Source organism: Gordonia sp. YY1, assembly GCF_009872315.1.
GTDB classification, from domain to species: domain Bacteria; phylum Actinomycetota; class Actinomycetes; order Mycobacteriales; family Mycobacteriaceae; genus Gordonia; species Gordonia amicalis.
Window position 1 is genome coordinate 89,931 of record NZ_WXYI01000016.1, and the last position, 21,475, is coordinate 111,405.

General features: G+C 67.2%; 23 protein-coding genes and 2 tRNA genes. 16 read left to right on the forward strand and 9 right to left on the reverse strand.

Annotated features, from left to right (window positions below; translation table 11 throughout):
- The first annotated feature begins 143 nt into the window (after nt 1–143).
- The 3 genes from recO to BPODLACK_RS18575 are packed head-to-tail and all read left to right on the forward strand — an operon-like array spanning nt 144 to nt 2,174.
- Entirely contained in the window at nt 144–974 is an 831-nt protein-coding gene (gene recO, locus BPODLACK_RS18565; protein ID WP_006434877.1) for a DNA repair protein RecO, read from the forward strand.
- On the forward strand, nt 955–1,776 hold the full coding sequence (locus BPODLACK_RS18570; RefSeq protein WP_006434878.1) for an isoprenyl transferase: 822 nt from the start codon (nt 955–957) through the stop codon (nt 1,774–1,776). Before recO ends, BPODLACK_RS18570 begins: the two co-directional genes overlap by 20 nt.
- Nucleotides 1,773–2,174 carry a hypothetical protein gene (locus tag BPODLACK_RS18575; protein ID WP_159405917.1) on the forward strand — a complete coding sequence of 134 codons (402 nt, stop codon included), beginning with the start codon at nt 1,773–1,775 and terminating at the stop codon, nt 2,172–2,174. Before BPODLACK_RS18570 ends, BPODLACK_RS18575 begins: the two co-directional genes overlap by 4 nt.
- Before the next feature lie 95 nt (nt 2,175–2,269).
- Here BPODLACK_RS18575 and BPODLACK_RS18580 read toward each other — a convergent pair whose 3' ends face one another.
- From BPODLACK_RS18580 to BPODLACK_RS18590, 3 genes are all read right to left on the reverse strand, one after another.
- Complete coding sequence (locus tag BPODLACK_RS18580) at nt 2,270–2,701, reverse strand: Fur family transcriptional regulator (RefSeq protein WP_159405918.1); 432 nt, start codon at nt 2,699–2,701, stop codon at nt 2,270–2,272.
- A complete protein-coding gene (locus BPODLACK_RS18585) occupies nt 2,698–3,069 on the reverse strand; it encodes an ArsR/SmtB family transcription factor (protein WP_024500463.1) in 372 nt (123 codons plus the stop codon). Before BPODLACK_RS18585 ends, BPODLACK_RS18580 begins: the two co-directional genes overlap by 4 nt.
- Before the next feature lie 78 nt (nt 3,070–3,147).
- Nucleotides 3,148–4,626: a M28 family peptidase gene (locus BPODLACK_RS18590; RefSeq protein WP_159405945.1), complete on the reverse strand. Its 1,479-nt coding sequence runs from the start codon at nt 4,624–4,626 to the stop codon at nt 3,148–3,150.
- 218 nt (nt 4,627–4,844) lie between these two features.
- Here BPODLACK_RS18590 and BPODLACK_RS18595 point away from each other — a divergent pair, with 218 nt between their 5' ends.
- From BPODLACK_RS18595 to BPODLACK_RS18620, 6 genes are all read left to right on the forward strand, one after another.
- Complete coding sequence (locus BPODLACK_RS18595) at nt 4,845–6,230, forward strand: glycine--tRNA ligase (protein ID WP_006434883.1); 1,386 nt, start codon at nt 4,845–4,847, stop codon at nt 6,228–6,230.
- A gap of 148 nt (nt 6,231–6,378) precedes the next feature.
- A complete protein-coding gene (locus BPODLACK_RS18600; RefSeq protein WP_024500461.1) occupies nt 6,379–6,867 on the forward strand; it encodes a cold-shock protein in 489 nt (162 codons plus the stop codon).
- 43 nt (nt 6,868–6,910) lie between these two features.
- Entirely contained in the window at nt 6,911–8,176 is a 1,266-nt protein-coding gene (locus tag BPODLACK_RS18605) for a deoxyguanosinetriphosphate triphosphohydrolase (protein WP_051349693.1), read from the forward strand.
- Between the two features lie 427 nt (nt 8,177–8,603).
- Nucleotides 8,604–10,529 carry a DNA primase gene (gene dnaG, locus BPODLACK_RS18610; protein WP_159405919.1) on the forward strand — a complete coding sequence of 642 codons (1,926 nt, stop codon included), beginning with the start codon at nt 8,604–8,606 and terminating at the stop codon, nt 10,527–10,529.
- Nucleotides 10,530–10,619: 90 nt separating this feature from the next.
- Entirely contained in the window at nt 10,620–11,153 is a 534-nt protein-coding gene (locus BPODLACK_RS18615) for a dihydrofolate reductase family protein (RefSeq protein WP_159405920.1), read from the forward strand.
- A gap of 37 nt (nt 11,154–11,190) precedes the next feature.
- A complete protein-coding gene (locus BPODLACK_RS18620) occupies nt 11,191–11,994 on the forward strand; it encodes an alpha/beta fold hydrolase (protein WP_159405921.1) in 804 nt (267 codons plus the stop codon).
- Nucleotides 11,995–12,005: 11 nt separating this feature from the next.
- On the opposite strand, the gene BPODLACK_RS18625 is transcribed toward BPODLACK_RS18620, so the two are convergent.
- Nucleotides 12,006–12,082 (reverse strand) — tRNA-Ile (locus BPODLACK_RS18625).
- 137 nt (nt 12,083–12,219) lie between these two features.
- On the opposite strand from BPODLACK_RS18625, the gene BPODLACK_RS18630 reads away from it, so the two are divergent.
- The 7 genes from BPODLACK_RS18630 (at nt 12,220) to BPODLACK_RS18660 (ending at nt 18,103) form a co-directional block, all read left to right on the forward strand.
- A complete protein-coding gene (locus BPODLACK_RS18630) occupies nt 12,220–12,915 on the forward strand; it encodes a GntR family transcriptional regulator (RefSeq protein WP_159405922.1) in 696 nt (231 codons plus the stop codon).
- Nucleotides 12,916–12,979: 64 nt separating this feature from the next.
- Nucleotides 12,980–14,401: an allophanate hydrolase gene (locus tag BPODLACK_RS18635; RefSeq protein ID WP_159405923.1), complete on the forward strand. Its 1,422-nt coding sequence runs from the start codon at nt 12,980–12,982 to the stop codon at nt 14,399–14,401.
- A gap of 33 nt (nt 14,402–14,434) precedes the next feature.
- Complete coding sequence (locus BPODLACK_RS18640) at nt 14,435–15,133, forward strand: cysteine hydrolase family protein (RefSeq protein ID WP_159405924.1); 699 nt, start codon at nt 14,435–14,437, stop codon at nt 15,131–15,133.
- A gap of 76 nt (nt 15,134–15,209) precedes the next feature.
- The gene (locus BPODLACK_RS18645; protein ID WP_159405925.1) at nt 15,210–16,808 is read left to right on the forward strand and encodes a regulator; all 1,599 of its coding nucleotides are present in this window, start codon (nt 15,210–15,212) and stop codon (nt 16,806–16,808) included.
- 159 nt (nt 16,809–16,967) lie between these two features.
- Nucleotides 16,968–17,040 (forward strand) — tRNA-Asn (locus tag BPODLACK_RS18650).
- Between the two features lie 260 nt (nt 17,041–17,300).
- Nucleotides 17,301–17,564 carry a hypothetical protein gene (locus BPODLACK_RS18655; protein WP_159405926.1) on the forward strand — a complete coding sequence of 88 codons (264 nt, stop codon included), beginning with the start codon at nt 17,301–17,303 and terminating at the stop codon, nt 17,562–17,564.
- Entirely contained in the window at nt 17,543–18,103 is a 561-nt protein-coding gene (locus BPODLACK_RS18660) for a hypothetical protein (RefSeq protein WP_159405927.1), read from the forward strand. The genes BPODLACK_RS18655 and BPODLACK_RS18660 overlap by 22 nt, the downstream gene beginning before the upstream one ends.
- A 1,267-nt stretch (nt 18,104–19,370) precedes the next feature.
- On the opposite strand, the gene BPODLACK_RS18665 is transcribed toward BPODLACK_RS18660, so the two are convergent.
- The 5 genes from BPODLACK_RS18665 to BPODLACK_RS18685 all read right to left on the reverse strand — a co-directional run bounded on the left by BPODLACK_RS18665 (nt 19,371) and on the right by BPODLACK_RS18685 (nt 21,468).
- Nucleotides 19,371–19,595 carry a hypothetical protein gene (locus tag BPODLACK_RS18665; protein WP_159405928.1) on the reverse strand — a complete coding sequence of 75 codons (225 nt, stop codon included), beginning with the start codon at nt 19,593–19,595 and terminating at the stop codon, nt 19,371–19,373.
- Between the two features lie 56 nt (nt 19,596–19,651).
- Entirely contained in the window at nt 19,652–19,981 is a 330-nt protein-coding gene (locus tag BPODLACK_RS18670) for a hypothetical protein (protein WP_159405929.1), read from the reverse strand.
- 202 nt (nt 19,982–20,183) lie between these two features.
- A complete protein-coding gene (locus BPODLACK_RS18675) occupies nt 20,184–20,513 on the reverse strand; it encodes a hypothetical protein (protein ID WP_159405930.1) in 330 nt (109 codons plus the stop codon).
- A 127-nt stretch (nt 20,514–20,640) separates the two neighbouring features.
- Nucleotides 20,641–20,970, reverse strand: coding sequence for an HNH endonuclease (locus BPODLACK_RS18680; protein WP_159405931.1), 330 nt, complete (start codon nt 20,968–20,970; stop codon nt 20,641–20,643).
- Nucleotides 20,971–21,096: 126 nt separating this feature from the next.
- Nucleotides 21,097–21,468 carry a DUF2190 family protein gene (locus BPODLACK_RS18685; protein ID WP_159405932.1) on the reverse strand — a complete coding sequence of 124 codons (372 nt, stop codon included), beginning with the start codon at nt 21,466–21,468 and terminating at the stop codon, nt 21,097–21,099.
- Nucleotides 21,469–21,475: the final 7 nt, after the last annotated feature.

Consider the following 21,475-nt stretch of genomic DNA (forward strand, 5'->3'; position numbering starts at 1 on the left):
TGCTCCTTGAGTAGCCCCGGAGCTTGCGGAGGGGCGTGCTTGTTGCTCCTTGAGTAGCCCCGGAGCTTGCGGAGGGGCGTATCGAAAGGACCTTGCCGGTGTCGGTACCCGGTGGTGTCGGTACACAGTGGGACAATCGGCGGGTGAGGTTCTACCGGGATGAGGCCGTCGTGCTCCGTCAGCACAAGCTGGGCGAGGCCGACCGCATCATCACCCTGCTGACCGCGGAGCACGGGCTCGTGCGCGCGGTCGCCAAGGGGGTGCGTCGGACACGGTCGAAGTTCGGTGCCCGTCTCGAACCCTTCGCCCACATCGACGTGCACCTGTACCCGGGCCGCAGCCTCGACGTCGTCACCCAGGTGCACAGCCTGCACGCCTTCGCCGACGCGATCGTCGCGGATTACGGCCGCTACACGACGGCCTGCGCGGTCCTCGAGACCGCAGAACGGCTCGCCGGCGAGGAGCGCGCCCCCACCCGCCAGTTGCACCGCCTGACGGTGGGTGCGCTGGAGGCGCTGGCCGACGACCGCCGGCCGCGGGAACTGATCCTCGACGCGTACCTGCTGCGCGCCATGTACAGCGCCGGTTGGATGCCCGCGTTGGAGGAGTGCGCGCGCTGCGCCACCCCCGGCCCGCACCGCGCCTTCCATGTCGCCGCCGGTGGGGCAGTGTGCCTGCATTGCCGTCCGCCGGGCTCGGCCACGCCGTCGCCCGGCGTTCTCGATCTCATGGAAGCACTGTTCCGTGGTCAGTGGGACCACGTGGAGGAGTCCTCGAACTCGCTGCGCCGCCAGGCCAGCGGCCTCACCGCCGCGCATCTGCAGTGGCATCTCGAACGTCAGCTGCGAACCCTGCCGCTCATCGAACGCACCGCGCCTCATAGGCTGATGGAAACGGGTGTCGAACCAGGTGCGGTCGGCGGTATGCGGGACAACGGGGTGAGGAGAGTCGACGATGGCGTTGCGGCCGGGTAGTTCGTCGAAGGGTCGCAAGCCGACGAGCCCACGCACGGAGGTTCGTCCCCCCGATCCCCATCCCAGTGGAGCGCGACCCCCGGCCATCCCCGCCCAATTCGTGCCCAGGCACGTCGCTCTGGTGATGGACGGCAACGGCCGCTGGGCCACCGACCGCGGACTGCCGCGCACCGAAGGGCACAAGCGGGGCGAAGCCGTCCTGATGGACACCGTGTGCGGTTGCATCGAGTTGGGCGTCGGCTGGCTGTCTGCGTACGCCTTCTCGACCGAGAACTGGTCACGCAGCCCCGACGAAGTCCGCTTCCTCATGGGCTTCAACCGCGACGTCATCCGTCGCCGGCGCGACGAGATGCACGAGATGGGTGTCCGCGTCCGCTGGGCCGGCCGCCGACCCCGTCTGTGGCGCAGCGTCATCCGTGAACTCGAGATCGCCGAGGAACTCACGAAGGACAACACCGTGATGACGCTGACGATGTGCGTCAACTACGGTGGCCGCGCCGAGATCGCCGACGCCGCCCGCGAGATCGCCCGGCGCGCTGCGCGCGGAGAGATCGACCCCGAACGCATCTCCGAGTCGACGTTCGCCCGCTACCTCGACGAGCCCGACATGCCCGACGTCGATCTGTTCCTGCGTCCCTCGGGTGAACAGCGCATCTCGAACTTCCTGCTGTGGCAGTCGGCGTATGCGGAGATGGTCTACCAGGAGAAACTCTTTCCCGACTTCGACCGTCGGGACCTGTGGGATGCCTGCCTGGAGTACGCCTCCCGTGACCGGCGCTTCGGTGGGGTGAAGCCGTCGTGACCGAAGCCGCCGCGCTGCTCGAGCGTGCCGCCGTCATCGTGGCAGAGCTCGGCCCCACCGATCGCCCTGATGCGGAATCCGTTGTGGTGCAAGTCGGCCCGACTCGAGCGTCGCTCCGCGTGCTCACCCTGGCGGACGGTCTCGACGTGCTCGCCGTGACCCAGATGGTGGCGATGGACCTGCCGAACACCCCGACCCTGCGTGACGATGTGGAGACCTTCGGCGCGCAGCTGAGCTTCGGCAGTCTGCGTCGTTCCGATCCGGCCGGTGTCACCACAGATGTGTTGCAGTACTACACATTTCCCGCCGGTCGACTCGACGACCTGCCGTTGCTGACGGTCCTGCACATCGTGCTGGCGGCCGGTGTCGACGCCGCCGAGCGGCTGGTGGCCACGTAGCTGGTCGCGCGGTTGGTCGCTCCGCACGATCTCGTTGCGTCCTCGCCCGGCGATCGGGCACGAGGGCAACCGCGACTCGACGGCCGACCGCTGGGTCAGTTGTCCTGACACCCTTGGCAATCGGCGCACAGGCCGAAGACCTCGACCGTGTGGTTGATGTCGGTGAAGCCGTGCTCGGCGGCGATCGTGGCCGCCCACTTCTCGACCGGATCGGCCTGTACCTCGACGGTGGTGCCGCAGCTGCGGCACACCAGGTGATGGTGGTGTCCGGACGAGCAGTGGCGATAGCGGGTCTCGCCGGAACCGTCCCACAGGACATCGATCTGACCGGCCTGGCTCAGTGCTTGCAGGTTGCGGTAGACGGTGGTCAGGCCGATGGATTCGCCCCGGCCCTTGAGGATCTCGTGGAGTTCCTGGGCCGAGCAGAAGTCGTCGGTGCCGGCCAGCGCGTCGGCGATGGCCGCGCGCTGACGCGTGGAGCGGATTCCGGTGACCGGCTGCGGGCCGGTGGCCTCGACGCCGGTCACTCGTTCACCACCGACGGGCCGCGGTTGGTCTCGTTCGCGTGGACCAGTGCGTCGACGACGATGTGGGCGACGTGGTCGTCGAGCAGTTCGTAGGTGATCTCGCGGCCGTTGCGGTGGCCGCGGACGACGCCGGCGTCCTTGAGTACGCGGAGGTGCTGGCTGACGAGCGGTTGGCTCAGGCCGAGGTGTCCGACGAGTTCGTGCACGCACTGGACACGTTCGCGCAGGGACAGGACGATCGCGACGCGGGTGGGGGAGGCGAGGGCTCGCAGGAGATCGGCAGCGGCCTCACGGGCGGCGGCGTCGGAGTCCGCGACCGGCCCGGACGCGCCGAACTGCCCGGACCCTTCGATCGGTTCGGTCGACATGTCACTCCTCCCGGACTGCTCGCGTCACAGCACTGCCGCCATTCTAACGGAAATCGTTTTCAAACAGCGACGGCGGACTCAGCCCTCGGCTCGCTGCCGCACGCCGACCGCCGGAACGCCGTCGGGACCGTTCGTCGCGAGCGCGTAGGTGGCGACCGCATGGGCGACGGCGGCGGCGTTGACGGCCAGCAATTCGGTGTTGATGTTGTCGACGGTGTCGCGTGGGCTGTGATAGTTCGGGTCGAAGGGCTCGCCGGCCGTACCGCCCCACATCTCGACCTGTTCCTTGCTCTTCTTCCGCTCGGCGCCGGTCGCCACGCCACCGGACGGGATGCCGACCGCGATGAACGGGCCGTAGTCGGATCGACCGTCGAAGTCGTTCGGGCCCAACGGGATTCCGCGATCGGCGTAGAACTTCGCGAAGACGCGTTCGATGCCGTCGGAGCCGCCGGGCCCCGCGCCGGCACCCTGGTGTTCGGAGTCGTCGCCGTCGTAGGTGAAGTACCCGCCGTTCGGTGAGGCGAGCATGTCGAAGTTCAGGTAGAGCGCGACGGCGCGTCGCTCGGCGGCGTCGAGGCCACGAACGTACTCCGTGGAGCCGACCAGCCCGTCCTCCTCGCCACCCCAGAAGGCGAAACGCACCCGGTGGGGAACGCGCGGCGACGACCCGAGTCGCAACGCGGTCTCGAGAACTGCCGCGCTGCCGCTCCCGTTGTCGTTCATGCCGGGTCCCTCGACGACGCTGTCGAGGTGGGCGCCCGCCATCACGACGTCGTCGGTGGCCCCGGTGCGCGTCTCGGCGACGACATTGCGGGTGGTGACGGGGGTCGTCTCGGCATCGACCGACAGGCTCACCTCTGATGACGACCGCACGCGCTGCCCGTCGTCGGAGCTGATCCCGACCACCGGGATCGCCGGCCGGTCGTCGGGTCCGAGGGTCGAGCCGAGCATCGGCTTCGGCTCGTTGTTCACCACCACGACCCCGACCGCGCCGGCCGCCTCGGCGGTGCGCGCCTTGTCGGCGAAGGTGCACTGACCTCGGGTGACCACCGCGACGGAGGCGCGCACGGCCGGCGGATAGTCGCCGGACGCGCATCCGAGTGCGCCGACCTCCACCGGCGCCCCGGTCACCGGCTTGCCGCCGGTGCCTGCCGAGTACTCGAGAACGTGCGCATCGATCTTGTCCCCGTCGGCCGTCAGTTCCACGGGCCCGGCGTCGAATCGCTGGTAGCCGAACTCGGGTGTGGTGACCTCGAACCCGGCGGTACGCAGGAGCCCGGCGACGTAATCCACCGACGCGGCATGTCCGGGTGTGCCCGACGCCCGGGTTCCGCCGTGGTTGTCCGCGATCTGCTGGAACGCCCGGACATGGCTCATGACACGGTCGAGGGTGACCGCGTCGGCCAGCCCACCCGGAGTGACCTCGACGACCGGCGGGCCGACGGCCGGCGTCGACACCGGAGCCGAGGACACGCTGCGTGCCGAACCCTCGCGTTGGTCTCCGCCGCAACCGGCGAGAAAGGCCACCGCGGCCGCGGTCGCGGCGACGACGGGCAGCAGTCGTGCTCGATTGATCACCCTGCCACTGTGACAGTTCCGGGGGGACGGCATCGGCCGGGCCGCGATCGGCCTGCCGGGGCGACTGGTTTGGTCGAACGGAGGGCCCGCTCGGTAGTCTGTAGGGGTTGCCGTGCGCGCCCGACCACACCCGGACGCACGCGCATGCGCAGAACAGTTCGAAGCCGAGAACCTCAACCCGTGGAGAGCAGTTAACCGTGGCCGCCCAGTCCAAAGTGGAATCCGTCGTCAACCTCGCCAAGCGCCGGGGTCTGGTCTACCAGTGCGGTGAGATCTACGGCGGCACCAAGTCGGCCTGGGATTACGGCCCGCTCGGCGTCGAGCTCAAGGACAACATCAAGCGGCAGTGGTGGCGGAACATGGTCATCAGCCGTGAGGACGTCGTCGGTCTCGACTCGTCGGTCATCCTGCCGCGTCAGGTCTGGGAGGCATCGGGCCACGTCGAGGTGTTCACCGATCCGCTCGTCGAGTCGCTGCACACCCACAAGCGCTACCGCGCCGATCACCTGATCGAGGCCTACGAGGCCAAGCACGGGCACCCGCCGGAGAACGGCCTCGCCGACATCAACGACCCGGAGACCGGCCAGCCCGGCAACTGGACCGAGCCCAAGGCGTTCAGCGGGCTGATGAAGACCTTCCTCGGCCCGGTCGACGACGAAGAGGGACTGCACTACCTCCGTCCGGAGACCGCGCAGGGCATCTTCGTGAACTTCAAGAACGTGATGACCACCGCGCGCAAGAAGCCGCCGTTCGGCATCGCGCAGATCGGCAAGAGCTTCCGCAACGAGATCACACCGGGCAACTTCATCTTCCGCACCCGCGAGTTCGAACAGATGGAGATGGAGTTCTTCGTCAAGCCGGGCGAGGACGAAGAGTGGCACCAGTACTGGATCGACCAGCGTTTCAACTGGTACGTCAATCTGGGCATCGATCCGGAGAACCTGCGACTCTACGACCACCCCAAGGAGAAGCTGTCGCACTACTCCAAGCGGACCGTCGACGTCGAGTACAAGTTCGGGTTCGCCGGCAACCCCTGGGGTGAGCTCGAGGGCGTCGCCAACCGCACCGACTACGACCTCACCACCCACAGCAAGCACTCCGGCGAGGACCTGTCGTTCTTCGACCAGGCCACCGGCGAGCGCTACACCCCGTACGTCATCGAGCCCGCAGCCGGCCTGACCCGTTCGCTGATGGCGTTCCTGTGCGACGCGTACACCGAGGAAGAGGTGCCGAATGCCAAGGGCGGCACCGACACCCGTACCGTGCTGCGCCTCGACCGTCGTCTCGCCCCGATCAAGGTCGCGGTGCTGCCGTTGTCGCGCAACGAGAAACTGTCGCCGAAGGCACGCGACCTCGCCGCAGAACTGCGCAAGCACTGGAACGTCGAGTTCGACGACGCGCAGGGCATCGGCAAGCGATACCGCCGCCAGGACGAGATCGGTACGCCGTTCTGCGTGACCGTCGACTTCGACACGCTCGACGATCAGGCCGTGACCGTGCGTGAGCGCGACACCATGAGCCAGGAGCGCGTCGCCCTCGACAAGGTCGCCGAATACCTCGGCGGCAAGCTGCTCGGCGCCTGACCACCGCCCGCCACACCTGGTACCCCCGCTGTGGGGGACGGGCACGATTCCGCCTGACCTGCGGTTGTCTGTCACAATTGAGGGCGAGTTGTCGCGCGGAGGAGGGCATGGGGCCCGTCATGCGCGCGACGAGAGAGTGAGTGGAGTCGTGTCTGTCAGCGGGAAAGTCGTCCATTACGACGCGAATCGGGGATTCGGGTTTCTGGCACCGGAATCGGGCGGTGCCGATGTGTTCCTTCACATAAACGACATCGACATCGACGAGGACTCGCTGAAACCGGGTGCCAAGGTGACCTTCGACGTCGAGGAGACCGACCGCGGTTCCAAGGCGATCAACGTCGCCGTGACCGAGGAGGCTCCGGCCGACGATTCGGCGGGTGCACGTGCGCATCGCCGCGACGATCACCACGGACGTGGCGACCGGGGCGATCGTGGTGACCGCGGGCATCGTCGTGACGATCACGGTCGGCGTCCGCGCGGTGGCGGTGGCGGCGGATCGCTCGACGCCGGCGCGTTCACCGAGGAGCTGACCGAGCTTCTCCTCGACGCCGACGACGACCTGACCGCGCGCCAGATCGTGGCCATCCGTCAGCGGGTCACCGATTTCGCGGTCGGCCGGGGCTGGGTGCTTGACTAGCAGTCAATCCGGTTCCGGCGCTGCGGGTCATGTCCTTCCGGACATGGCCACCTACGGCGACGAGGCCGTCGAACGTTTTGTCCCCGAGGGTGCCAAGGTCGCGAGCCTGCCGGGAACCCGGACGGATCACCGCAGCGCCTTCGCCCGCGACCGCGCTCGCGTGCTGCATTCCGCCGCATTGCGTCGCCTCGCCGACAAGACACAGGTCGTCGGGCCCCGCGAGGGCGACACCCCGCGTACCCGCCTGACCCATTCGCTCGAGGTCGGGCAGATCGGCCGCGGTATCGCCATCGGGCTGGGCGCCGAACCCGACCTCGTCGAACTCGCGGGCCTCGCCCACGACATCGGGCACCCGCCCTACGGGCACAACGGCGAACGCGCGCTTGACGAGGTGGCCGCCGACCACGGCGGCTTCGAGGGCAACGCGCAGAACCTGCGCATCCTCACCCGGCTCGAACCGAAGCTGCTCGACGCCGACGGCCACAGCGCGGGCCTCAACCTGACGCGTGCCTCGCTCGACGCGACGTTGAAGTACCCGTGGACTCGACGCACCCCCGGCGGGAAGTTCGGCGCCTACGATGACGACGCCGCGACGCTCGACTGGGTTCGCCGGAACGCGCCCGGAACCCGGAAGTGCATCGAAGCCCAGATCATGGACTGGTCCGACGACGTCGCCTATTCGGTGCACGATCTCGAGGACGGCGTCATAGGCGGCCGAATCGACCTGCGTAGCCTCGGCGACCCGCAGGACCGGCGGGAGATGGCCGAGATCGGCGCCAAGGAATTCCCCGGCCTGGACCCGGAGGCACTCGTCGACGCCGCTCGGCGACTCCACGAGATGGACATCGTGCGGGCTGTCGGAGTCTTCGACGGCACCCTCGACTCGTATGTCGCCCTCAAACGTCTCACCAGTGAGCTCATCGGACGATTCGCGTCGGCCGCCATCACCGGTACGCGCGCGATGGTGGGGGACCGGCCGGTGTCACGCTACGACGCCGATCTCGAGGTGCCCCCGCTCATCGCCGCCGAGGTCCCGATGCTCAAGACCATGGCGCTGCGGTTCATCTTCTCCAACGAACGACACAAGGCAACCCAGCAGCGGCAGCGCGAGCGGATTCACCGCGTCGCCAACTGGTTCGTCGAAGCCGCTCCCGGTGGACTCGACCCGATCTTCGTGCCCCGGTGGAACGCAGCGGCCGACGACGCGGCCCGGATGCGGGTCATCGTCGATCAGATCGCGTCGATGACCGAGGGCCGTCTGGAACGCACGGACAAGCAGAACTCCGGGGCTCAAGCGCACCTGGGTTGAGGTGGCCGGGGCCGGGCCGGGCCTGAAACGCGCCCCTGGAATCCGCCCGGCGTCGAAAAGCGCCCCTGGAAAGCGCCCCTGTTATCCGCCCGGCATCGAAAAGCGCCCCTGGGAAACGCCCTCCACAGCCCCGGCGGCGACATATGGGTCGCGGCGCGGCGCTGTCGGGTTGTTTCCAGGGGTGGTTTTCCGGCCGGGGCGGAACTCGGTGGCGGATATCAGGGGTGGTTTTCCGGCCGGGGCGGAAACCAGGGGCGGACATGAGGGGCGGTTTCGGCGCGGGGCGGAACTCGGGGGCGCATTTCCGGAGCCCTTCTCCGGGGCGGTTTGCGGGCCGGGGACCTGCCGAGACGTCGGATCCGTCTCGTGGACGGCATGTGTCGAGTGCCCGGCCGGACCGATCGACCGGGGTCACTACACTGGACGCGTGGCAGGCCGAATTCCCGATCGTGACATCACGGCGATCCGTGAGCAGACGAGGATCGAGGACATCGTCGGCGACTACGTCGCACTGCGGCGAGCAGGTGCCGACAGCCTCAAGGGTCTGTGCCCGTTCCACGACGAGAAGTCGCCGTCGTTCCACGTTCGTCCCAACCACGGCCACTTCCATTGCTTCGGCTGCGGGGAGGGCGGCGACGTCTACAGCTTCCTGCAGAAGCAGGAGCACATCAGTTTCGTCGAGGCCGTGGAGCAGCTCGCCGACCGGCTCGGCTACCAGATCAACTACGAGGGCGGCGGCACCGCGATCAAGCGGGACCGTGGTACGCGTGCCCGGCTCGTCGCCGCCAACGCCGCCGCCGCGAAGTTCTACCAGGCCGCCCTGCAGACCCCCGAGGCGCAAGCGGCGCGGGACTATTTGTCCGAGCGGGATTTCGACGCCGCGGCCGCCATCCAGTTCGGGTGCGGCTATGCGCCCGCCGGCTGGGACACGATGACCAAGGCGTTGTTGTCGCAGGGTTTCGAGTTCAGCGAACTCGAGGCGGCCGGTCTCTCCAAGCAGGGCCGCAAGGGACCGATCGACCGATTCCATCGTCGATTGCTCTGGCCGATCCGCAATCTCGGCGGGGACATCATCGGCTTCGGCGCCCGCAAGTTGTTCGACGACGATAACCTCGGCAAGTACATGAACACACCGGAGACCATGCTGTACAAGAAGTCTCAGGTGTTGTTCGGTCTCGACCACGCGAAGAAGAGCATCGCCAAGGGCCATCAGGTGGTCGTGGTCGAGGGTTACACCGATGTCATGGCCATGCATCTCGCCGGCGTCACCACCGCCGTCGCCTCGTGTGGCACCGCCTTCGGGGAGGATCACCTCGCGCTGATCCGGCGCCTGATGATGGACGACTCGTACTTCCGCGGTGAGGTCATCTACACCTTCGACGGCGACGCCGCAGGAAAGGCCGCCGCGCTCAAGGCTTTCGAGGGAGAACAGTCCATCTCGGGTCAGACGTTCGTGGCGATCGCACCGGAGGGCATGGACCCGTGCGAGCTCCGTCAGGCCAGGGGAGACGCCGCGGTGCGCGACCTCATCGCCCGCCGGGTGCCGATGTTCGAGTTCGCGATCAAGACGCTGCTGACCGAACACGACCTCGACACCGCGGAGGGCCGCGTGCACGCCCTGCGTGACACGGTCCCGGTGGTCGCCCGCATCAAAGACGTCGCGCTGCGCGACGAGTACGCCCGCCAGCTCGCCGGCTGGGTCGGCTGGGAAGAAGTGAGCCAGGTCCTCGGTCGGGTGCGCGAAGAAGGCGCGAAGATCCGGAAGGCCAAGGGCGGTACGGATTCCGGGCGGAGCGGTCGACGCGGTGCTCCCGCGCGCAACCGGCCGGAAGCGGAGACGGCACCGACGTCCGCACGCCCCCAGCCCAACGACCCGCGGCTGTGGCCCCAGCGTGAAGCCCTCAAGGCCGCGCTGCAGTACCCGGCGATCGCCGGGACGGTCTTCGACTCGCTACCCGTCGAATGCTTCGACGAGCCCGCGTATGCCATTGTGCGACAGGCGATGATCAGCATCGGCGGCACGTCGTCGGGTCTGGGCGGGGCCGCCTGGGTCGACTCCGTGCGCAACGCCGTCGACGACCCGGTCATCGACCCGCTGGTCACCGAGCTCGCCGTCGAGTCGATGCCCGTCGACGAGGACAACATCGCCCGCTACATCACGAGCGTCCTCGCTCGACTGCAGGAAGTGTGGGTCGGTTCGCAGATCGCCGACATCAAGTCACGACTGCGTCGGATGGCACCCAGCGACGACCCGGACGGTTACAACGCCGTCTTCGGCGATCTGGTGGCCCTGGAGGCCTATCGCCGTAGCCTGCTGGAGCAGGCCCTCGACCCGACCGTCGACGTCGGCTGAGTCGCTCTCGGCAGAGGTCTTCCGCCGGGCGCGATGAGTCGGAACGGTTCAGGCGGTCTGTACATCGACCACGTCTGAACGGAGAACCTCATGGCGACCACCATCTATTCGGCAGCAGCATCACTCGACGGCTTCATCGCCGGTCCCGGCGGAGACATGTCCTGGCTGACGCGGTTCTTCGGCGAGGACGAGGACAATTCCGCCGCCCGGCGGCTCCGGGACGGGACGGGCTCCCTGCTCGTGGGGAATCGCAGTTTCGGGGGCGACGACCCGAACAAGGGCACCGACCGCGAAGGTGCGTTCGAGGGCGAATACCAGGGCCCGACAGTGGTTCTCACGCACAATCCGCCCGCAGACCCGGTGGAGGGTGTCACCTTCGTCACCGACCTGCACCGCGCCGTCGAGGAGGCCACGAGGCTGGCGGGAGATGGGTACGTCACGGTCATCGGCGCCGACGTCGCGCGTCAGATGATCGACGCCGCATTGCTCGACGAGGTCCTCGTCTTCCACGTCCCGGTCTTCCTGGGCGACGGGGTCCGGATCTTCGATCGTCCCGGTGGCGGCGAGGTGCGGCTGACGCGGCTTCCGGGCGAGACCGAGTTCTGGTGCCGGGTCGAGAGGTGAGCGGGTTCGGGTGTCGCGCGTGTGAGAGCCTGGATCCATGACGATGGTGTCGATCGGCGATCTCACGGTGAACTACTCAGAACAGGGGAGCGACGAATCAACCTCGGCGCCAATCGTTCTGGTCCACGGATTGGGTGAAGACGGTCGGAGTTGGGCGCACACGCAGCGCGACCTCGCCGACCAGCACACCTTCGCCGTCGACCTCCGCGGACACGGCGCGACGACGGTCGGGGAGGCCGAGGGGACCCTTGAGCAACTCGGCCGAGATCTCGTCGGGTTCCTCGAGGCCGTGACCGGGCCGGCCATCGTCGTCGGCTTCTCCGCCGGTGGGACCATCGTCCTCTGGGCGGCTGCCGAGCGGCCGGATCTGGTGAGCCGGGCGATCGTGCTCGGTACGTCGTCGGTGGTGGGGCGAGCCGCGGCCGAGTTCTACACGCAGCGCGCCGGTCAGGCCGCCGACACCTCGAGCGACGAATTCCGGGCGGCGATGCGCGACGACACCGTCTCCGGGCTGGTGTCCGCCCATGATCGCGTCGACGAGATCGCGGCCAGGAGACTCGAGGCGATCGGGGACGGTGCCGGCTATGCCAACGCGGCACGCGCGATGGCCCGGGTGCGCGAGCAACCGCTGACCCCACGGCTTTCCGAGATCCGTCAGCATGTCGATGTCATCGCGGCGTCGAGCGACGCTCTGTGTCCGGAGAAGGCCGCCCGCATGATCGTCGACGGACTGGTGGACGTGACCTACCGCGTGATCCCGGACGCCGGGCACCTGATGAACGTCGACAACCCCGCGGCGGTGACGGGCGCGCTGCGGGAGGCGATCGCGGGCGACGACTGATCGTCGCCGAATGGTGGGGAGTGCGGGACTTGAACCCGCGACCAATCGATTATGAGTCGACGGCTCTAACCAACTGAGCTAACTCCCCGTACGGGCACCCGGCCCGCGGGAGGAGATTACCGCACCGTGCTACGGCGGCTGCAGCCAACTGTCATGGAAAACGGTCGACAGTCGACGGCGCTACACTGGCGCAAAATCGGACACGGCGGACGGGAGGGTGCGCGGATGACGGTCGGGGAGGCGTCTCACGGTGGCGGTGAGCTGCCGGAGAGTCTTGTCGACGTGGCCGGCCGGCGTATCCGGGACGCCATTTTGAGTGGTGCTCTTGCGCCTGGTGCGAAGATCGTCGAAGAGACGCTGTGTGCCGACCTCGGGATCAGTCGGGCGCCGGTACGTGAGGCGTTACGGCTGCTCGCCCAGCAGGGGCTCGTCGAACACCAGCCGCGTCGTGGGGTCCGGGTCGCGGAGTGGTCGCCCCGGGACATCCTGCAGCTGTTCGAGCTGCGCCAGGTGCTCGAACGGTATGCCGTCGAGGCCGCCCTGCCGTTGACCGATCCGGCATCTCAGCTCGCGCCTGTTCGTGCGGCGATCGATGCGATGCGCCGTGCCACAGACGATCTCGCGTGCGATGACGCGCACCGTCGATTCCATGCCGCCGTCGTCGGACTGGCCGGGAATCGACAGCTCGACATCACCCTCGAACCGATCCTGCTGAAGCTCCAGCTGCCGATGGCGGTCAACCTGCGAACCGAGACCGCCGACCACCACGGTCCCGACGACGGGTTCCACCGGCACCAGGCAATCCTCGACGCACTCGAACGCAACGACGCCGCGGCGGCGATCGCGGCCCTCCACGATCACGGCCACCTCCACTACCTGGACCTGGTTTCGGCTACAGCCGGGGACGAACAGCCGCGCTGACCAGCTAACACAATCGACACACAGCCGTTCCGCAGGCGCCATGATTCTGTCGACAATCGACGGTATGACTCTTTTGGGCGGGCCCACCACCGGTCCCACGGTTGCCGAGATCCTCGATTCGCACCTACACGGGAGCGGATCCCCGACGCGGACCGCACGCATGGTCCTCGACGCCATCGAGGCGCGGGGTGACGACGGGACCTGGCTGTCGACCGTGCCGCGCGACGAGGTGCTCGCCGCGGCGGCGGAACTCGAGAGTCGCCCCGACGCACGCCACCTCCCGCTCTACGGCGTGCCGTTCGGCGTCAAGGACTCCATCGACGTGGCCGGCGTCCCGACGACTCTCTCCTGCCCCGGCTACGCGTACGTCCCCGACACGACCGCGCCTGTCGTCCAGCGTCTGCTCGACGCCGGCGCGCTCTTCATCGGCAAGACCAACCTGGACCAGTTCGCCACCGGCCTGAACGGCACGCGGACTCCTTACACGATGCCGCGCGGGGTCTACGGCAACGAGATGATCTCCGGCGGTTCGAGTTCCGGCTCAGCCCTCGCGGTGGCACGCGGCGACGTTCCCTTCGCCGTGGCCACCGACACCGCCGGATCGGGGCGGGTTCCTGCCGCACTCAACGGCATCATCGGATACAAACCGTCGCGCGGTCTGATCAGCACTGTGGGGCTGGTCCCGGCCTGCAAGTCCCTCGACTGCATCACGGCGATGACCGCGACCGTCGACGACATGGATCGTGTCATGAGCGTGATGATGGGCCGCGACGACGCCGATCCGTGGTCCCGCGATCGCGGACCCGGATTCGACGACTCGACGATCACGGTCGGCCTCCCGCCGGTCGAGGGGTTGGAGTTCTTCGGCGACGACGCCATGCGCGAGGCACACCTCGCATTCCGAAACCGGCTGGCACATCTGGCGTTACCGGGTGGCGTCGAGATCGTCGACGTCTCCTTGGTGCCGTTCCTGGCGGCCGGGGAGCTCCTGTACTCGGGACCGTGGGTCGCGGAGCGACTGGTCGTCTTCGGGGGCTTCCTCGCCGAGAGGCCCGACGAGATCCACCCGGTGGTCCGTGACATCCTCCGCAGCGGCGAGAAGTACACGGCCGTCGACGCTTTCGCTGCGCTGCAGCGATTGCAGGAGTTGCGGTCCGAGGTCGGTCGGGTGTGGGAGGGGATCGATGTTCTCGTGGTGCCGACGATCGGACGGACGTTCACCGTCGACGAGGTGCTGGCGCAACCGATCGCGACGAACACGATGCTCGGCCACTACACACATTTCGGAAATCTCCTCGACCTCACCGGGATCGCGGTTCCCCAAGGCGTGACATCCGACGGTCGGCCCCACAGCGCGATGCTCCTCGGGGCCGCACTCACCGACGACACCGTGCTCCAGTTGGCGGCCGCTCTGCTCGACGAACCGCGCGACCGGTCGTCGTCGGCCGGTGAGGTCCGCACCTCGACCACGCTTCCGGCGTCCTGAAACCCGCGAACACCCACCTCGGAAGGCCATTCGATGCCCACGACCGTCACCCTCGATGCGCTGCCCGGTCCGATCGAACTCGACCTGGACCAGACCGCGCTGATCATCATCGACATGCAGCGAGACTTCCTGTTGCCCGGCGGTTTCGGCGAAACCCTCGGCAACGACGTCGCGCAACTGCAGCGCGTCGTCGAACCCCTCGCTGCTCTGCTCGACGCCGCGCGGGCGGTCGGGATGCTCGTCATCCACACCCGGGAGGGGCATCTGCCAGACCTGTCGGATTGCCCGCCGGCCAAGCTCAACCGCGGCCAACCGTCGAAGCGGATCGGCGACCCGGGGGCGTTCGGGCGCATCCTGATCCGCGGTGAGTACGGGCACGACATCATCGACGAACTCGCCCCGCTCGACACCGAGGTCGTCATCGACAAGCCCGGCAAGGGGGCATTCTATGCGACCGAACTGTCGAAGGTGCTGGCCGACAACGAGATCACGCAACTACTGGTGACCGGCGTGACCACCGAGGTGTGCGTCCACACCACCACGCGTGAGGCCAACGACCGAGGTTATGAGTGCGTCGTCGTATCCGATTGCGTCGGTTCGTATTTCCCCGATTTTCAGCGCGTCGGCCTGGAGATGATCGCGGCGCAGGGAGGCATCTTCGGCTGGACCGCGCCCGGCACGGCGATCATCCCGCTGCTGAACGGGCGAGCGCCGGTGGAACCCGCCGTCTGAGAAACGATCCAACCCACCCATGCGGGACATCGGCGTCTCGTTCTCCCCATCAACCCCCAGCAGTCCGGAGGAATTCATGAGCGCCACCACCGATCCAGCCCCGACCACCGACCCGCCGTCACCGGCTACGACCTCGAAGGTCGCGTGGTGGACGCGCGGAGACACCAACGCCTTCTTCGGTCTCGGTTTCAACATCCTCGTCAACGTGTTGACGTTGACCGGCTTGATGATCGGCGTGATCGGTCTCAGTCCGGACAACGTCCTGGGCACCGTGCTGCCCGCGCTGGGCGTCGCGCTGATCCTGGGCAACCTGTATTACACGTTCCTGGCCCGACGCCTCGCCGCGCGGGAGGGACGCGACGATGTGACGGCCCTGCCGTACGGGCCGAGCGTCCCGCACATGTTCATCGTGGTGTTCGTGGTGATGCTGCCGGTGTATCTGAACACCAAGGACGCCATCCAGGCGTGGCAGGCCGGTTTGGCGTGGGCATTCATGATCGGTGTCATCGTCATGATCGGCGCGTTCGTCGGACCCTATGTGCGCAAACTGACGCCGCGCGCCGCGATGCTCGGCACCCTGGCCGGTATCTCGATCACGTTCATCTCGATGCGTCCGGCAGGGCAGATCTGGGAGGCCGCGTGGATCGGTCTGCCGGTGCTCGCGATCATCCTCATCGGCTTCTTCACCGATGTGAAGCTGCCCGGCAACGTCCCCGTCGGACTCGCCGCTCTGCTCGTCGGTACGGCGATCGGTTGGGCAGGCGGGTTCATGTCGGTGCCGGACCTGACCGCGGCGGTGGAAGACATCGCCGTCGGCATCCCGGATCAGCGATTCGACCTGTTGTTCAACGGTCTCGGTGATCTCACGCCTCTGCTCGGCACCGCGATACCGCTCGGCGTCTACAACTTCACCGAGGCGATGAGCAATGTGGAGAGCGCCGCGGCGGCGGGAGACAACTACAACCTGCGCAGCGTGCTGCTCGCCGACGGTGCCGGGGCGTGCATCGGTGCGGCGTTCGGGTCGCCCTTCCCGCCGGCCGTGTACATCGGTCATCCCGGCTGGAAGGACGCCGGTGGTCGCGCGAGCTACTCGCTGGCCAGTGGAGCAGCGATCGGCCTGCTGTGTTTCCTCGGTCTGTTCGGGGTGCTGAACTACCTGCTACCGGTGCCGGCGATCGTGCCGATCCTGCTGTTCATCGGCTTGCTGATCGGGGCGCAGGCCTTCCAGGCGGTGCCGCGCCTGCATGCGGTCGCGGTGGTCGCGGCACTGCTGCCGAACCTCGCCGAGTGGGGACGGGGCCTCATCGACAACGCGCTCTCGGCGGCGGGAACCACGGTCGACGAGGTGGGTATGGAAGCGCTCAACGGAGCCGGCGTGATCTATGAGGGCCTCAAGACGCTCGGCGAGGGAGCGGTGCTCGTCGGTCTCGTCCTCGGCACCATCGTCACCTTCATCCTGGAGAAGAAGTTCCACTTCGCGGCGATCGCCGCGGCCGTGGGGGCGGTGCTGTCGTTCATCGGCCTCATCCACGCACCGGAGGTGTCCTGGGCGGCCGCGCCCGAGGTCGCACTGGGCTACCTGTTCTTCGGGGCGGTGTGCTTCGCCTACTGGTTCCTGCCCGGTGCGCGGACGCCGGTAAAGGTCGACGAAGCCGACGTCGTCGCCGGTCACTGAGCTCGTAGGATCTGCGGCAGTTGGTTCCGGATTCCGGAACCAACTGCCGCGACTGTCTCGAGTGCTGACCTGCCGTTTTGTCGTCCGGCGGCGGCATGCGCTAGAGTCTGTCCTCGGTTCAAGTGAAGCGCCCGCGGCGCCGAGCGAGGGCCGGTGCAATCCCCCATAGCTCAATTGGCAGAGCATTCGACTGTTAATCGAACGGTTACTGGTTCGAGTCCAGTTGGGGGAGCAGAGAAATAGCAGGTCAGGCCCGGTTTCCACCGGGCCTTTTCTGTTTCGTACGGAATACGTGCGGAATGTCCGAGCGGGTCGCCGACATACAAGTCGGCCCCGCTCGGTGTTCGTAGCACCGCCGGGGCCTCGATCCACGGAGGCAACCGTGAACCGTCGTCACACCTTATCCGCCTGCGCCACCATCGTTGTCGCGCTGGCCTTCTACTTCATCCCGCTCGGCGTGATGGCCGCGTGCCTCGAACTCGGGTGGCACGCATGACCGCGCCGACGACTGTTCCCGCCGAGACCCTGATCCGTCACGCTTGGGACCTCTACGAGCAAGACACCGAGTGCGACGGCGCCGACAGCCTGCGTCACGCGGTGTGGCAGCTCGAGGAAGCCGTCGACTACGACCGTGACGACATCGAGCAACTAGCCCGCCGCGTCGTGCAGGCCCTCTCCATCGCAACCGGTGACGAGGTCGACGACCTTCTCGCCCCGATGCCCGCGGTGGCGACATGGCTGGGGCTGGACCAGTGAGCGCCTACAACGCCGGCATCCGTGCCGCCAAGGAAGAACTCGCAGAACGTCAGGCCGCATCGGGCGACGACAAGACCCGCGTCGCCGAACAGATGTTGAGCACGATGACTCTCCGTGACGACGACGACTTCGAGCGCGGCTACCGCGACCAACTCGCCTTCGTCCTCGACCGCTGGTGCAAACACTGCAGGCGGGTCTTCGACGCCCCCAACTACTGGCAAACCTGCCCCGACTGCCTGCGCATCGAGTACGCCAAGGGCGAGGGCTACACGCTCCACGACCACTCGCGCACCGAGTCGATGGGCGACAATTGGGAGCTCCACACCCTCATCGGTTCCGCTGGCGGCGAGGTCTTGTGGCTGTACGACACCGACCGCGCCGATGAGAAGTGCCCCGGTCATACCCCGCCAGCGCACGAGAACCTCGGCAAGCTGCCAACAGAGTTTGCGGTCAAGGTTCGGCGGACCCGCTGCGGCCGGATGACCCGCTCAGGCAAGCCATGCCGCAACGGCCCGTGGTGCAAAGTCCACCGCCAGTGAAGGGTCGGACCTGAAATCCAGACCCCCTTGCCGTTAGTCACATTGTGATCAAGGGCATCCGCGTCAACCACTGCTGTAACGCCCGTGGTTGCCCGACCTGGACTGGCGTAACGCTAGTGCAGGCCCACGGCTGTAACGGCCGTGCAGAGAACTCCACCTCGAAAGTGGGGAAATTCCCCACTTTCCCTCATGGGGGTGAGTCTGACTCACACCCAATCAGCCCTGACGGTCAACCACGTACTTCACGGCGATGGTTGCCGGGTTCGACTCCCGGCCAAGGGGCACGACGCACGCAACCACTCCGACCGCGTGTCCGGCGTTATCCGCAGAGCCCGCCGAAACCACCAGCCTGCCGTCAGTAACCCAGTCGTACCCCTGACGGGTACGCCACCCACGGATCGCGACCACGGGTGCCATGACGAAACACCTCGCCACTCGGCCTGGTGCTACAAGTCGTGGCCGAGAGGGTCTATCGGGTCATGGTCGATCGGGAGCTAAGGGTGGAGGGCAACGCGCACAGCACGCCCGTAGGGTGTTCCAAACCAGGCAGTGGAGGCAACCGAGATGATCCTGACCTACGACGACGCGCTCACAGTGCCGCCTGCTCTCGTTGCGGCATCAATCAGGAAGTTTGGTCGTCAGTTCGTGTGATGTCCGGGGCGTCTATGTCGGGGGTGTCCTCCGGCAACTTTCCCCAGCTGTACACGTAGGCACGTGCCGAGTTCAGCTCCAAAGCCCTCGTAGTGCGAACTGAGCGGTCGATCTTGCGGAGCGGCAAGGTGCCCGGGGGCAGCACTACCCCGATTCCTACATCCGAGATTTTGACTGTGATCCGTTTTCGCCACCACCTTCTCGGTCGCGGTGCCCAGGTAATCACGATTGCTGCATCCCGATCCCGCCAATCGTGCGGCAATCCCAGATTGACCTCGACCGTATCGCCACCCCGGATAACTTGTGTGCGGTAGCCCCAGTGCCCGCCAGCCGTCTTAATACCCGGATCGCACTCTGAACCGAACACGCGCACATCGAAAGCATCTCCGTCGCCCACATTGAGCAGAATTGCCGGCGCCGGCCAGAATTCGCCGTTCGGGCCCATTCCAGTGTCGGGCTGCAAGACAGCTTCAAGTCGAAGAATGGCACGCGGGCGATCGAACCAACGGATTACGAGGGGTAACGACAGCAGAGACAATCGCCGCGATGGGCACGACTTCCCACATAAGCAGCACTCTAAGGCAATCGGCGTGAGGATCACGCGTGCCGTCTCGAGTTAGTTGTCACCCTTCCAACCAGATTCACGAACTACCCGGTTGAGCACTCCCGACATGTCGGCAAGAACCATCACGAGTTCGTCCCTAGTCAGGTCGCCAGCTTCCAGACCGACCAACAGCGCGTGGTCCTCATCCGAGGATGCGTTGACGGCGGCGTTCACGAGAGCTTGCGTCGCAGCACTGACGCGCGCTCGCCGAACCTCTATACTGTCGTCGTCGCTCATAGGGGCTCCCGCCGTGAGGTACCGGATTGCTCCGAGCGATCATCCCCTGAAATCCGTCAGTCCGCCGGAATGTCGACAAGCTGCGCGCCGCGCACCACGAACTGGGCACCGAAGCCGGGTCCGTTCCAACCGTAGCGCCGCGCGTCCGCTGCCCGCCCAGCCCACACCAGAGCTCGGAACAATTGGCCCGACGACACCGCGACATCCTCGCCGGCAGCAAGGGCCCGCTCGAACTCGCTGACCCCACGAGGTTCAGGACGCGGCCGCGAACTCTGGTGACGCTCCCAGTTCCGCACCGCAGCCGAATCCCACCGCTCACGCTCGAACGCATGATGCGCCGCGAGCAAGTCCCGCAGCTCCGACGAGCCACCCGCACGCCGCGGCATCAGTCACCGTCCTGATCGAACTCGAGGACGCCGGCGATGACCTGCCGCTCCGGGGCGTAACCCCACGACGCCGGGTAGTCGGGGCCAGGCGCCGTCACGAGGGGGAATCGGTGTCCGGACCCAGTTGAGGCCCACACCTCTCGTCGCGCCGGCTCAGTCCGACGTTCCGCTACCGGCTTCCACAGATCGGGATAGTCGTCGCTCACGAGATCACCCGCCACCGCGCGTTCGCCGCCTTCTGATGCGTCCACGACTTGTCGGCGGCCTGCTTCGGCCGCAACGACGCACACCACTGCCCGATCTGCTTCTCCAGCAACCGGATCTCGGCAGACAGCTCCGTCACCCGACGCGTCGACACCTCATCCTTGGCGAGCTCATCGGCCAGGACCGCACGCAACGCCGCAACCCGATCGGTCTCAGCCTCAATCATCGACAGCAAGTGTTCCTCGGCCTCGTCGAACTCGTAACCGTCCTCGAGCAGGCCGCGCAGGGACTCAACCAGGCGTAAACCGGGTGTCTTCCGGGGCGTCACAACCGCCTCCTAACTGCGGGTTCGTTCGCCGACCTCTGGGGCTGGGCATCATGCGTGCGCCCACCCGGAATAGCCATGTCTCCCGGCTGTGGCGTGTGGGTGGGGGTGGGCCATCCCCCTGGGGTGGTCATGGTGTGGCTCCGGGGTGGGGTTCGGTGGGGAGTCGGAGTTGGGCTCGTCTGCGGGCTTTGGCGGCGGCACTTTCCTGCAGTGTCTTGACGTTGTGGCAGGGCACGCATGCTGCTTGGCAGTTGTCGTCGGTTTCGGCGTCGGCGGGGTTGGTGAAGCTGGCGACGTTGCGGATGTGGTCGCAGATGGTTGCGGTGTTGATGCAATGTTGTGTGCGGATTTGGCATTGATGGTTGTCGCGGTTGAGGACTCGTTGGCGGCGGTTGCGGTGGTCGGTGGTGCTGGTGCGTCGGCTGCTGCCGTTGCGCCAGTGGTGGCTGGCAGGCATGGGTGTCCTCCGGGGTGGGTTGGGTCGGCATCGTGGCGCAGGTCGCGGCTCGCGCTGAAACGCGTTGCGGTCGTGGCTACGCCTTGCCGACGTTGGGTCGGGTTGACGCCACGATGCCGATGGGGTCTAGGTGATGCTGAGGGCGACGTAGGTGGGTAGTCCGGTGGTGCCGGTGGCGACTGCGGTTCCGACTGTTCGGCCGGTGGTGTGCGGGACGACGCGGCCTTGGGCGTCGGACTGCAGGGATTGACCGGCGGTGACGGTGGCGCCTGCGGTGACGGGCACGATCCCCTCGCGCAGTAGGGTTCCGAGTTGCCCGGACGGGATGTCGGCGGATGCGACCCCGAGTGGTGAGGCTCCGTCGCCGCAGTGGGCCACGGGCATGGTGCCGTCGTAGGTGCCGCTGGGTGCGACGAGGCGACTGCCGGTGACTGCTGCGGTGGCTCGGGCGGTGATGGCGGCGGCCGGCCGGAACAGCGGTTTCGATTCGTTGGTCATCGGGTGT

What these genes read in the sequence shown, in the direction of transcription:
- BPODLACK_RS18570 (WP_006434878.1), top strand. Translation starts at nt 955, where the DNA reads ATGGCGTTGCGGCCGGGTAGTTCGTCGAAGGGTCGCAAGCCGACGAGC.
- BPODLACK_RS18585 (WP_024500463.1), bottom strand. Translation starts at nt 3,069, where the DNA reads ATGTCGACCGAACCGATCGAAGGGTCCGGGCAGTTCGGCGCGTCCGGG.
- BPODLACK_RS18605 (WP_051349693.1), top strand. Translation starts at nt 6,911, where the DNA reads ATGGCCACCTACGGCGACGAGGCCGTCGAACGTTTTGTCCCCGAGGGT.
- BPODLACK_RS18615 (WP_159405920.1), top strand. Translation starts at nt 10,620, where the DNA reads ATGGCGACCACCATCTATTCGGCAGCAGCATCACTCGACGGCTTCATC.
- BPODLACK_RS18620 (WP_159405921.1), top strand. Translation starts at nt 11,191, where the DNA reads ATGACGATGGTGTCGATCGGCGATCTCACGGTGAACTACTCAGAACAG.
- BPODLACK_RS18630 (WP_159405922.1), top strand. Translation starts at nt 12,220, where the DNA reads ATGACGGTCGGGGAGGCGTCTCACGGTGGCGGTGAGCTGCCGGAGAGT.
- BPODLACK_RS18635 (WP_159405923.1), top strand. Translation starts at nt 12,980, where the DNA reads ATGACTCTTTTGGGCGGGCCCACCACCGGTCCCACGGTTGCCGAGATC.
- BPODLACK_RS18640 (WP_159405924.1), top strand. Translation starts at nt 14,435, where the DNA reads ATGCCCACGACCGTCACCCTCGATGCGCTGCCCGGTCCGATCGAACTC.
- BPODLACK_RS18645 (WP_159405925.1), top strand. Translation starts at nt 15,210, where the DNA reads ATGAGCGCCACCACCGATCCAGCCCCGACCACCGACCCGCCGTCACCG.
- BPODLACK_RS18655 (WP_159405926.1), top strand. Translation starts at nt 17,301, where the DNA reads ATGACCGCGCCGACGACTGTTCCCGCCGAGACCCTGATCCGTCACGCT.
- BPODLACK_RS18660 (WP_159405927.1), top strand. Translation starts at nt 17,543, where the DNA reads ATGGCTGGGGCTGGACCAGTGAGCGCCTACAACGCCGGCATCCGTGCC.
- BPODLACK_RS18665 (WP_159405928.1), bottom strand. Translation starts at nt 19,595, where the DNA reads ATGAGCGACGACGACAGTATAGAGGTTCGGCGAGCGCGCGTCAGTGCT.
- BPODLACK_RS18670 (WP_159405929.1), bottom strand. Translation starts at nt 19,981, where the DNA reads ATGCCGCGGCGTGCGGGTGGCTCGTCGGAGCTGCGGGACTTGCTCGCG.
- BPODLACK_RS18680 (WP_159405931.1), bottom strand. Translation starts at nt 20,970, where the DNA reads ATGCCTGCCAGCCACCACTGGCGCAACGGCAGCAGCCGACGCACCAGC.
- BPODLACK_RS18685 (WP_159405932.1), bottom strand. Translation starts at nt 21,468, where the DNA reads ATGACCAACGAATCGAAACCGCTGTTCCGGCCGGCCGCCGCCATCACC.